Consider the following 11,993-nt stretch of genomic DNA (forward strand, 5'->3'; position numbering starts at 1 on the left):
CTGCCACCATGTGAAGTCCCCGTCTCGCGAGCGCAGAGCTACCGCCGGTTCGTGTTAGGCTCCCCGGCAGTCGACATCCTTTAACGGACCGTCCAGAGAGGCGGAGAAGGAGGTCTAGTTTTTCGCATGGGTGCTGCAGCAAGCCGGCAACCGCGGGAACTGATGTCAGCGGCCGACGTCGGCCGCACCATTTCTCGCATGGCGCACCAGATCATCGAGAAGACCGCGCTGGACGGTCCCGACGCGACCCGGGTGGTGCTGCTCGGGATCCCGACGCGGGGTGTAACCCTGGCCAGCCGCCTGGCCGCCAATATCGCCGAATACGGCGGTGTCACCGTCGAGCACGGTTCGCTGGACATCACCCTGTACCGCGACGACCTGATGATCAAGCCACCGCGGCCCCTGGAGGCCACGTCGATACCGCCCGGCGGCATCGACGATGCGCTGGTCATCCTGGTCGACGACGTCCTGTACTCCGGCCGCTCGACCCGGTCGGCCCTGGACGCCCTGCGTGACGTCGGCCGGCCTCGGATCGTGCAGCTGGCCGTGCTAGTCGATCGCGGCCACCGCGAACTTCCCATCCGCGCCGACTACGTCGGCAAGAATGTGCCGACCTCACGCAGCGAGAGCGTGCACGTGCAACTCAGCGAGGACGACGGCCGAGATGGCGTGGTGATCACCCGATGACTCCGAGACACCTGTTAGCCGCGGGCGATCTGTCCCGGGACGAGGCGACCGCGATCCTTGACGACGCGGATCGGTTCGCACAGGCCCTGGTCGGCCGCGACGTCAAGAAGCTCCCGACGCTGCGGGGCCGCACGGTGGTCACGATGTTCTATGAGAACTCCACCCGCACCAGGGTGTCGTTCGAGGTCGCCGGCAAATGGATGAGCGCCGACGTGGTCAATGTCAGCGCATCCGGATCGTCGGTGGGCAAGGGTGAGTCGCTCCGCGACACCGCGCTGACGCTGCGGGCGGCGGGCGCCGACGCGCTGATCATTCGGCATCCTGCCTCGGGCGCGGCGCATCTGCTGGCGGACTGGACGTCCCACGGCCCGGCTGCGGAAAACCGTGGCGGCCCATCGGTGATCAACGCCGGCGACGGCACACACGAACACCCCACTCAGGCACTGCTCGACGCGCTGACCATCCGCCAGCGGCTCGGCGGTATCGATGGCCGCCGCATCGTGATCGTCGGCGACATCCTGCACAGCCGGGTGGCCCGCTCCAACGTGATGCTGCTGCACACGCTGGGCGCCGAGGTGGTCCTGGTGGCACCGCCCACCCTGTTGCCACGCGGCGTCGAGGGCTGGCCGGTCACCGTCTCCAACGACTTCGATGCCGAACTGCCCGCCGCCGACGCCGTGCTGATGCTGCGGGTACAGGCCGAGCGAATGAACGGCGGCTTCTTCCCGTCGGTGCGCGAGTACTCGACGCTCTACGGTCTGTCCGCGCGGCGCCAGGCGTTGCTGCCCGGCCATGCCGTGGTACTGCACCCGGGTCCGATGCTGCGCGGCATGGAGATCTCGTCCTCGGTGGCCGACTCGTCGCAATCGGCTGTGCTGCAGCAGGTTTCCAACGGTGTGCATGTGCGGATGGCGGTCTTGTTCCATGTGCTGGTGGGGGCGGAGGAAGTCGCGGCATGAGCGTGCTGATCAGGAATGTGCGGCTGTACGGCGAGGGCGACCGGGTCGATGTGCTGGTCGACACGTTCGGCTATGAAGGCCAGATCGCCGAAATCGGCCCGGGTCTGGAGATACCTGACACCGCCGACGTCATCGACGCCACCGACCAGGTGCTGCTGCCTGGTTTCGTCGATCTGCACACCCACCTGCGCGAGCCGGGCCGCGAATACGCCGAGGACATCGAAACCGGTTCGGCGGCAGCGGCTTTGGGTGGATACACCGCGGTGTTCGCGATGGCCAATACCAACCCCGTCGCCGACAGCCCGGTGGTCACCGACCACGTGTGGCATCGTGGCCAGCAGGTCGGCCTGGTTGACGTGCATCCGGTCGGCGCCGTCACGGTAGGTCTGGCCGGGGTCGAGCTCACCGAGATGGGCATGATGAATGCCGGCGCCGCCGGGGTGCGGATGTTCTCCGACGACGGCATCTGCGTGCACGACCCGCTAGTCATGCGTCGTGCGCTGGAATACGCCACCGGCTTGGGTGTGCTGATCGCCCAGCACGCCGAGGAACCCCGGTTGACGGTCGGTGCCGTCGCGCACGAGGGCCCGACCGCCGCCCGCCTCGGGCTCGCCGGATGGCCCAGGGCCGCCGAGGAATCGATCGTCGCCCGCGACGCCCTGCTGGCGCGGGACGCGGGGGCCCGGGTCCACATCTGCCACGCGTCCACCGCGGGCACCGTCGAGCTCGTCCGATGGGCCAAGGACCAGGGAATTTCGATCACCGCCGAGGTGACCCCGCACCACCTGCTGCTCGACGACAGCAGGTTGGCCAGTTACGACGGGCAAAACCGGGTCAACCCGCCGCTGCGCGAGGCATCTGATGCGATCGCGCTGCGGCAGGCGCTCGCCGACGGGGTCATCGACTGTGTGGCCACCGATCACGCGCCGCACGCCGAGCACGAGAAGTGCGTCGAGTTCTCCGCCGCCCGCCCGGGCATGCTGGGCTTGCAGACGGCGCTGTCGGTGGTGGCGCAGACGATGGTGCAGCCGGGCCTGCTGAGCTGGCGCGATCTCGCCCGGGTGATGAGTGAGAACCCGGCGCGTATTGTCCGGTTGCCTGATCAGGGCCGTCCCCTCGAGGTGGGCGAGCCGGCCAATCTGGCCGTGGTCGATCCCGACGCGACCTGGACGGTGGCCGGTGCCGACCTGGCCAGCCGGTCGGCAAACACGCCGTACGAATCGATGACTTTGCCGGCCAGGGTGACCGCGACGTTGCTCCGCGGGAAGGTCACCGCCCGGGATGGAAAGAGCCCGGCATGAAGCGCGCTAGTGACCGTGCACAGCGAAGCTGCGGGCAGGAGCGGCGCGCATGAACTCAGGCACGCTGGTGGGATCGCTGATCTTCGCGGCGATGCTTGTCGTGTTGCTCGCGGTGGCGATTCACCTGATGATGCGCGGCTGGCGGCGACGCGCCGAACGGCAGGTAGAGTTGGTGGGCGACTTGCCCGAGCTGCCCGTCGATTTCGGCGCCGCAAGCATCACCACACCTGGCCTCTATGTCGGCTGCACGCTTACGCCGGCCCTGAACGACCGGGTCGTGGTCGGGGATCTGGGATACCGAAGCAAAGCGGTGCTGACCCGTTACACCAACGGCATCCTGGTGGAACGGATTCGCGCACAACCGATTTGGATTCCGAACGATTCCATAGTGAATATCCGCACCGAGCGCGGTCTGGTGGGCAAGGTCGCCGCTCGCAACGGACTCTTGGCGATCCAATGGCGGCTGCCGTCGGGCACCGAGATCTGCACGGGATTCCGGGCGAACAATCGAGACGAATACGCGAAGTGGTTAGAGGAGACTCAGAGCTAGATGACGAAGGCTTTGCTGGTGCTCGAAGACGGTCGCGTCTTCACGGGCACACCGTTCGGGGCGATCGGTCAGACGCTGGGGGAGGCAGTGTTCAGCACCGGCATGTCCGGTTACCAGGAAACGCTGACCGACCCTAGCTATCACCGTCAGATCGTGGTGGCCACCGCCCCGCAGATCGGCAACACGGGATGGAACGGCGAGGACGCCGAAAGCCGTGGCGACAAGATCTGGGTCGCCGGCTACGCCGTGCGCGACCCGTCCCCACGCGTGTCGAACTGGCGGGCCACCGGCTCGCTGGAAGCCGAGTTGGTGCGCCAGCGCATCGTCGGTATCGCCGGCATAGACACCCGCGCGGTGGTACGCCACCTGCGCAGCCGCGGCTCGATGAAGGCGGGCGTGTTCTCCGGCGCGGCGCTGGCCGAGCCGGCGGAACTGATTGAGCGGGTACGTGGCCAGCAGCCCATGCTGGGTGCCGACCTGGCCGGTGAGGTCAGCACTCCGGATACCTACATCGTCGAACCGGAAGGCGCGCAGCGCTTCACGGTGGTCGCACTCGACCTCGGGATCAAGACCAACACGCCGCGCAACTTCGCCCAACGCGGGATTCGCAGCCACGTGCTGCCCGCGTCGGCAACCTTCGATCAGATCGCCGAGATCAAACCGGACGGCGTGTTCCTGTCCAACGGTCCCGGCGACCCCGCCACCGCGGACCACACCGTCGCGCTGACCCGCGAGGTACTAGGTGCCGGAATCCCGTTGTTCGGCATCTGTTTCGGCAATCAGATCCTGGGCCGCGCACTCGGATTGTCGACCTACAAAATGGTGTTCGGTCACCGCGGAATCAACATCCCCGTCATCGACCATGCGACCGGACGAGTGGCGGTGACCGCGCAGAATCACGGGTTCGCGCTCGAAGGCGAGGCCGGGCAGTCCTTCGACACACCGTTCGGCACCGCGACGGTCAGCCACACCTGCGCCAACGACGGGGTGGTCGAAGGCGTGAGACTGGCTGACGGACGCGCTTTTTCGGTCCAGTACCACCCGGAGGCCGCGGCGGGCCCGCACGATGCAAATTACCTGTTCGACCAGTTCGTCGACCTGATGGCGAGGGAGAAATGATCACCATCCCCACCGCGAGCGTGCGTGTCTGTACCGCGACACGCCGTAGCGAGTGTGCAGCTGCGCACCCTCAGGCCCGGAAAGGACGTCGCTAGTGCCCCGGCGGACTGACATCAACCACGTGCTGGTGATCGGCTCCGGGCCGATCATCATCGGCCAGGCGGCCGAATTCGACTACTCGGGCACTCAGGCGTGCCGGGTGCTGCGCTCCGAAGGCCTCCAGGTGAGCCTGATCAACTCCAACCCGGCCACCATCATGACCGACCCGGAGTACGCCGACTTCACTTACGTCGAACCCATCACCCCGGCATTCGTCGAGAAGGTGATCGCCCAGCAGGCCGAGCGCGGCAACAAGATCGACGCGCTGCTGGCCACCCTGGGTGGACAGACGGCCCTCAACACCGCGGTCGCCCTTTTCGAGAACGGTGCCCTGGAGCGCCACGGAGTCGAACTGATCGGCGCCGACATCGATGCCATCCAGCGCGGCGAGGACCGCCAGCGGTTCAAGGACATCGTTACCAAGGTGGGCGGCGAATCCGCCCGTAGCCGTGTGTGTTTCACCATGGACGAGGTTCGGGAGACGGTCGAGGACCTCGGGTTGCCGGTCGTGGTGCGGCCCAGCTTCACCATGGGCGGGCTGGGCTCGGGCATGGCCCGGTCGGTCGAGGACGTCGAACGCATGGCCGGTGCCGGCCTGGCCGCCAGCCCGAGCGCCAACGTGCTCATCGAGGAGTCGATCTATGGCTGGAAAGAATTCGAGCTGGAGTTGATGCGCGACGGCCACGACAACGTGGTGGTGGTGTGCTCGATCGAGAACATCGACCCGATGGGCGTGCACACCGGTGACTCGGTCACCGTTGCGCCCGCGCTGACCCTGACCGACCGGGAATACCAGAAGATGCGCGATCTGGGCATCGACATCCTGCGCGAGGTCGGCGTCGACACCGGGGGCTGCAACATCCAGTTCGCCATCAACCCGGACGACGGGCGGCTCATCGTCATCGAGATGAACCCGCGGGTGTCCCGCTCGAGTGCACTGGCGTCCAAGGCAACCGGCTTCCCGATCGCCAAGATCGCCGCCAAGCTGGCCATCGGGTACACCCTCGACGAGATCGTCAACGACATCACCAAGGAAACCCCGGCCTGCTTCGAACCCACCCTGGACTACATCGTCGTCAAGGCGCCGCGATTCGCCTTCGAGAAATTCCCGGGTGCGGATCCCGCTTTGACCACCACGATGAAGTCGGTCGGCGAAGCAATGTCGTTGGGCCGTAATTTTGTCGAGGCGCTCGGCAAGGTGATGCGGTCACTGGAAACCACCCGAGCCGGGTTCTGGACCAAGCCCGACCCGGCCGGCAATGTCGACGACGTGCTGGCCCGGTTGGAGACGCCAACCGAAGGCCGGTTGTATGACATCGAACTGGCGCTGCGGTTGGGCGCGTCGGTGGAGCAGGTCGCCCAGGCCAGCGGCGTCGACCCGTGGTTCGTCGCGCAGATCGACGAACTGGTGGCACTGCGCGCCGAACTCGTCGATGCGCCGGTACTGGACGCCGACTTGCTGCGGCATGCCAAGCACTGTGGGCTGTCCGACCGTCAAATCGCGGCGCTGCGACCGGAATTGGCCGGTGAGGACGGCGTACGGTCGCTGCGCGAACGGCTGGATATCCACCCGGTGTACAAGACCGTGGATACCTGTGCGGCCGAATTCGAGGCCAAGACGCCCTACCACTACAGCAGTTACGAGCTCGACCCCGCCGCCGAAACCGAGGTGGCCCCGCAGACGGAGAAGCCCAAGGTGCTGATCCTGGGCTCCGGCCCCAACCGGATCGGGCAGGGCATCGAGTTCGACTACAGCTGCGTGCACGCGGCAACAACGTTGAGCCAGGCCGGTTTTGAAACGGTCATGGTCAACTGCAATCCCGAAACCGTGTCCACCGACTACGACACCGCGGACCGGTTGTACTTCGAGCCGCTGACCTTCGAAGACGTCTTGGAGGTGTTCCACGCCGAGGACCAGTCGGGAGCCGGCGGCCCCGGCGTGGTGGGCGTCATCGTTCAGCTCGGCGGCCAGACCCCGTTGGGGCTGGCCCAGCGGCTGTACGACGCGGGGGTCCCGATCGTTGGGACGCCGCCGGAAGCCATTGACCTGGCCGAGGATCGAGGCGCATTCGGTGACGTATTGACGACCGCGGGACTGCCGGCGCCGAAGTACGGCATGGCGACCACTTTCGACCAGGCGCGGCGCATTGCGGCCGACATCGGGTATCCGGTGCTCGTCCGCCCGTCCTACGTGCTGGGCGGTCGTGGCATGGAGATCGTCTACGACGAGGACACTCTCGAGGGCTACATCAACCGGGCCACCGAGCTCTCGCCCGAGCACCCGGTGCTCGTCGACCGCTTCCTGGAAGACGCGGTGGAGATCGACGTGGACGCGCTGTGCGACGGCGCCGAGGTCTACATCGGCGGGATCATGGAACACATCGAGGAAGCCGGTGTGCATTCCGGGGACTCGGCATGCGCGCTGCCACCGGTGACACTCGGGCGCAGCGACATCGAGAAGGTTCGCCGGGCCACCGAGGCCATCGCGCACGGCATCGGCGTCGTGGGCTTGCTGAACGTGCAGTACGCGTTGAAGGACGACGTGCTCTACGTCCTGGAAGCCAACCCACGCGCGAGCCGCACGGTGCCCTTCGTGTCGAAGGCCACCGCGATCCCACTGGCGAAAGCCTGCGCTCGGGTCATGTTGGGTGCCAGTATTTCTCAACTGCGTGAGGAGGGAATGCTCGCCGCGTCCGGGGACGGAGCCAGTGCGGCACCCTACGCGCCGATCGCGGTCAAGGAAGCGGTGCTGCCATTCCACCGGTTCCGCCGCACCGACGGCGCCGCCATCGACTCTCTGCTCGGCCCGGAGATGAAATCCACCGGCGAGGTGATGGGCATCGACCGTGATTTCGGGACCGCTTTCGCCAAGAGCCAGACCGCCGCGTACGGGTCGCTGCCGACGCAGGGCACCGTGTTCGTGTCCGTCGCCAACCGGGACAAGCGGTCGCTGGTCTTCCCCGTCAAGCGCCTGGCGGACCTGGGGTTTCGGGTGCTGGCCACGGAGGGAACGGCAGAAATGTTGCGCCGCAACGGTATTCCGTGCGACGAGGTACGCAAACATTTCGAGTCGCCGGTCGAAGGGCGACCGGCGTTGTCGGCGGTCGACGCCATCCGGGCCGGTGAGGTCGACATGGTGATCAACACGCCGTACGGCAATTCCGGGCCGCGCATCGACGGTTACGAGATCCGCTCGGTCGCGGTGGCCGTCAACATCCCTTGCATCACAACGGTTCAGGGTGCCTCGGCGGCGGTGCAGGGCATCGAGGCGGGTATCCGCGGCGACATCGGGGTGCTATCGCTACAGGAGCTGCACCGCTCTTTCGGCTCGCGGAACTCCCACGGTGACTAGTTCCGGATCCAGCTTCGGCACCCGGCTGGCCGAGGCCAGGTCGAGTCGGGGGCCGTTGTGCTTGGGCATCGACCCGCACCCCGAACTCCTGCGGGCCTGGGACCTGCCAACCACCGCCGAGGGCGTGGCCGCGTTCTGCGACATCTGCGTGCAGGCGTTCGCCGACTTCGCGGTGGTCAAGCCTCAGGTGGCGTTCTTCGAGGCCTACGGGTCGGCGGGGATGGCGGTGCTCGAACGCGCCATCACCGGACTGCGGGCGAACGGCGTCCTGGTGCTCGCCGACGCCAAGCGGGGCGACATCGGTTCGACGATGGCCGCCTACGCCGCGGCGTGGGCCGGTGACTCGCCGCTGGCCGCGGATGCCGTGACGGCCTCGCCGTATCTGGGGTTCGGGTCGTTGCGGCCTCTGCTCGAGGTCGCCGCGGCGCACAATCGCGGTGTGTTCGTGCTGGCGGCCACCTCCAACCCCGAAGGTCCGACGGTGCAGCGCGCCGACACCGGCGGCCGCACGGTGGCCCAATTGATCGTCGACCACGTCGCAAAGGCCAATGCCAATGCGCAGCCCGGTTCCGTCGGCGTCGTCGTTGGTGCCACCGTGCTGGATCCACCCGACCTCGCTGGAATCGGCGGGCCAGTGCTGGTGCCCGGTGTGGGCGCCCAAGGCGGTCGTCCCGAGGCGCTGGCCGGCCTGGGCGGCGCGACGCCGGACCAGCTGTGGCCGGCGGTGGCGCGCGAGGTGCTGCGGGCCGGTCCGGACGTCTCGGCGCTGCGCGCCGCTGCTCAACGGCTGCTCGAAGCCGTCGCCTACCTGGCGTGACCCGCCGCGCGACACGCGCGACTCGTGGCAGATTTCCGTGATTCACGGCACTGGCGGCCGCGGTTGGCTACGCCCGGAGCCGCCGCGAGTCGGCCGCGGCGCCTCTCCAGTTACCGGCGAATCGCTAAAACCACAGGTCAGCGCCCTATTTGCGGCAGCGGGAGCGAAACGGCCGACCAGGCGGGCCGCCTCGTCGCGCCGTCGTGAAGGTAGCTGCGGAACACCCCGGAGCACGCCGCGAAGGCCGTCGCCGCGGGATTCACCTGGACAAATGACCCCGATATCGGGGGGTCGGGTTAGATTTCGTCAGGAAGCGTGAGTACGGTCGTCTGCGCTGGCTGGAGTACCCGGCCGAGACAAAAAACGATCGATGGTTATCGACGAGAGACGGAGGAATCGTGGCCCTTCCCCAGTTGACCGACGAGCAGCGCGCTGCCGCGTTGGAGAAGGCTGCTGCCGCACGTCGAGCACGAGCTGAGCTCAAGGATCGGCTCAAGCGTGGCGGCACCAACCTCACTCAGGTGCTCAAGGACGCCGAGAGCGACGAAGTTTTGGGCAAGATGAAGGTCTCTGCGCTGCTGGAGGCATTGCCGAAGGTTGGCAAGGTCAAGGCGCAGGAAATCATGACCGAGCTCGAGATCGCGCCGACCCGCCGGCTGCGTGGCCTTGGCGACCGTCAGCGCAAGGCCCTGCTGGAAAAGTTCGGCTCCTAACCCCTGACGATGCAGGCCGGCCGGCCTGTGGCGGGGGAACCGACCCAGGAGCGCCAATGAGCGCCGACGGGGGACCGGACGCAGGACGCGTAGTTGTGCTGTCCGGTCCCTCCGCGGTCGGTAAGTCGACGGTGGTCCGGTGTCTGCGCGAGCGGATCCCGAACCTGCACTTCAGCGTCTCGGCCACGACTCGGGCGCCGCGGCCGGGCGAAGTCGACGGGGTCGACTATCACTTCGTCACCCCAGCCCGCTTCCAGCAATTGATCGACCAGGGCGAATTGCTGGAATGGGCCGAAATCCACGGGGGATTGCACCGGTCGGGCACTCTGGCCGAGCCGGTGCGCGCCGCCACCGGCTCCGGTCATCCCGTCCTCATCGAGGTTGATCTGGCCGGTGCCCAGGCCGTCAAGAAAGCCATGCCGGAGGCGACCAGCGTCTTTCTGGCACCGCCCAGCTGGGAGGATCTGGAAGCCAGGCTGGTCGGCCGGGGCACCGAGACACCCGAGGTCATTCGGCGGCGACTGGACACCGCGCGCGTGGAACTGGCAGCCCAGGACGACTTCGACGTGGTGGTCGTGAATCGCCGATTAGAGTCTGCGTGCGCCGAATTGGTATCCTTGCTGGTGGGAAACGCGCCGCAGCCGGCGTAAGCCCCTTAAGTTCTTACTCGTAAACCCGCTCTATGCCGCCAGGAGAATTTTTTCGTGAGTATTTCGCCGTCCGACGCCTCGTTGGCCGCCGTCCCCGACCAGTTCGATCCCGCAGCGGGAGGGGTAGGCGCCTACGACACCCCGCTGGGCATCACCAACCCGCCCATCGACGAGTTGCTGGACCGCGTCTCGAGCAAGTACGCGCTGGTGATTTACGCGGCCAAGCGGGCCCGCCAGATCAACGACTACTACAACCAGCTTGGCGAGGGCATCCTCGAGTACGTCGGCCCGCTGGTCGAGCCGGGACTGCAGGAGAAGCCGCTTTCGATCGCCATGCGCGAAATCCACGCTGACCTGCTCGAACACACCGAGGGCGAGTAACGGACCGGGGCTGGCCGTGGACGAGGAGCGCAGCAAGCGGGTCCCCAAACGGGTCGTAGTCGGCGTCTCCGGCGGTATCGCGGCGTACAAGGCCTGCACCGTCGTCCGCCAGCTCGCTGAAGCCGGCCATTCGGTGCGGGTCATCCCGACCGAGTCCGCGCTCCGCTTCGTCGGGGCCGCCACGTTCGAGGCGTTGTCCGGCGCGCCGGTGCACACCGGCGTATTCCAGGACGTTCCCGAGGTGCCGCATGTGCGTCTGGGTCAGCAGGCCGACCTGGTGGTTGTCGCGCCGGCCACCGCCGATCTGCTGGCCCGCGCCGTGGCCGGCCGCGCCGACGATCTGCTCACCGCCACCCTGCTCACCGCCCGATGTCCGGTGATGTTCGCCCCGGCCATGCACACCGAGATGTGGCTGCATCCGGCCACCGTGGACAACGTCGCCACCCTCCGCCGCCGCGGCGCCGTGGTGCTCGAACCCGCATCCGGCCGTCTCACCGGCTCGGACAGCGGCGCCGGGCGACTGCCCGAGGCCGAGGAGATCACCACGCTGGCCCACCTGCTGCTCGAGCGCCACGACGCGCTGCCGCACGACCTTGCCGGGTGCCGGGTCCTGGTAACCGCCGGTGGCACCCGCGAGGCGATCGACCCGGTCCGGTTCATCGGTAACCGCAGCTCCGGAAAGCAGGGTTACGCCGTCGCCCGCGTCGCCGCGCAGCGCGGCGCCGAAGTCACCCTGATTGCCGGCCACACCGCCGGGCTGATCGATCCGGCCGGCGTCAACGTGGTGCACGTCAGCTCGGCAGAGCAACTCGGTGACGCCGTGTCCAAGCACGCCCCGGAGGCGAATGTGCTGGTGATGGCCGCGGCCGTGGCCGACTTCCGGCCCACCGAGATCGCCACCGCCAAGATCAAGAAGAGCCCTGACAGCCAAGTTGGGCCGCCGCCGATCGAACTGGTGCGCAACGACGACGTGCTCGCCAACGCGGTGCAGGCCCGCTCCCACGGACAGCTGCCCAACATGCGAGCCATCGTCGGGTTCGCGGCCGAGACCGGCGACGCCAACGGGGACGTGCTTTTCCACGCTCGCGCCAAACTGCAGCGCAAGGGCTGCGATCTGCTGGTCGTCAACGCTGTCGGTGAGGGCAGGGCATTCGAGGTGGACAGCAACGACGGTTGGCTGCTGGCGGCGAATGGGACCGAGTCGGCGTTGCAGCACGGCTCCAAGACGCTGATGGCAAGCCGTATCGTTGATGCGATCTCCACGTTTCTGCACGGGGACGTCGGATAGCGTGTGTCGGGCAGCGTTGCCCGGCCGAAATTTGCAAACGCCAGGCGTAGCCGGTTGAGTAAGACTGAAGAAAATAA

11 protein-coding genes are annotated in these 11,993 nt (G+C 67.3%); all 11 read left to right on the forward strand.

The features are described from left to right. The first annotated feature begins 126 nt into the window (after positions 1-126). The 11 genes from pyrR to coaBC all read left to right on the forward strand — a co-directional run bounded on the left by pyrR (position 127) and on the right by coaBC (position 11,916). Positions 127-687 (forward strand): bifunctional pyr operon transcriptional regulator/uracil phosphoribosyltransferase PyrR, encoded by a 561-nt coding sequence (gene pyrR / locus BN972_RS09315; protein ID WP_036355291.1) that lies wholly within the window; start codon positions 127-129, stop codon positions 685-687. Beyond that, entirely contained in the window at positions 684-1,646 is a 963-nt protein-coding gene (locus BN972_RS09320; RefSeq protein WP_036355293.1) for an aspartate carbamoyltransferase catalytic subunit, read from the forward strand. The genes pyrR and BN972_RS09320 overlap by 4 nt, the downstream gene beginning before the upstream one ends. After that, a complete protein-coding gene (locus BN972_RS09325) occupies positions 1,643-2,947 on the forward strand; it encodes a dihydroorotase (protein ID WP_036355295.1) in 1,305 nt (434 codons plus the stop codon). Before BN972_RS09320 ends, BN972_RS09325 begins: the two co-directional genes overlap by 4 nt. Before the next feature lie 49 nt (positions 2,948-2,996). Then, entirely contained in the window at positions 2,997-3,497 is a 501-nt protein-coding gene (locus BN972_RS09330) for a PH-like domain-containing protein (RefSeq protein WP_036355296.1), read from the forward strand. Beyond that, positions 3,498-4,616 (forward strand): glutamine-hydrolyzing carbamoyl-phosphate synthase small subunit, encoded by a 1,119-nt coding sequence (gene carA, locus BN972_RS09335; protein WP_036355298.1) that lies wholly within the window; start codon positions 3,498-3,500, stop codon positions 4,614-4,616. Between the two features lie 94 nt (positions 4,617-4,710). Then, entirely contained in the window at positions 4,711-8,067 is a 3,357-nt protein-coding gene (gene carB, locus BN972_RS09340) for a carbamoyl-phosphate synthase large subunit (RefSeq protein WP_036355300.1), read from the forward strand. Next, positions 8,060-8,884, forward strand: a complete 825-nt coding sequence (pyrF, locus tag BN972_RS09345) for an orotidine-5'-phosphate decarboxylase (RefSeq protein ID WP_036355301.1) — start codon at positions 8,060-8,062, stop codon at positions 8,882-8,884. Before carB ends, pyrF begins: the two co-directional genes overlap by 8 nt. Before the next feature lie 398 nt (positions 8,885-9,282). After that, on the forward strand, positions 9,283-9,597 hold the full coding sequence (gene mihF / locus BN972_RS09350; protein ID WP_036355303.1) for an integration host factor, actinobacterial type: 315 nt from the start codon (positions 9,283-9,285) through the stop codon (positions 9,595-9,597). A gap of 56 nt (positions 9,598-9,653) precedes the next feature. Continuing rightward, positions 9,654-10,247, forward strand: coding sequence for a guanylate kinase (gene gmk, locus BN972_RS09355; RefSeq protein ID WP_036355305.1), 594 nt, complete (start codon positions 9,654-9,656; stop codon positions 10,245-10,247). A 54-nt stretch (positions 10,248-10,301) separates the two neighbouring features. Then, positions 10,302-10,628 carry a DNA-directed RNA polymerase subunit omega gene (rpoZ, locus tag BN972_RS09360; RefSeq protein ID WP_036355307.1) on the forward strand — a complete coding sequence of 109 codons (327 nt, stop codon included), beginning with the start codon at positions 10,302-10,304 and terminating at the stop codon, positions 10,626-10,628. A gap of 16 nt (positions 10,629-10,644) precedes the next feature. Next, positions 10,645-11,916, forward strand: coding sequence for a bifunctional phosphopantothenoylcysteine decarboxylase/phosphopantothenate--cysteine ligase CoaBC (coaBC, locus tag BN972_RS09365; RefSeq protein ID WP_036355308.1), 1,272 nt, complete (start codon positions 10,645-10,647; stop codon positions 11,914-11,916). Positions 11,917-11,993 lie beyond the last annotated feature (77 nt).

The organism is Mycobacterium asiaticum DSM 44297, from assembly GCF_000613245.1.
Lineage (GTDB): Bacteria > Actinomycetota > Actinomycetes > Mycobacteriales > Mycobacteriaceae > Mycobacterium > Mycobacterium asiaticum.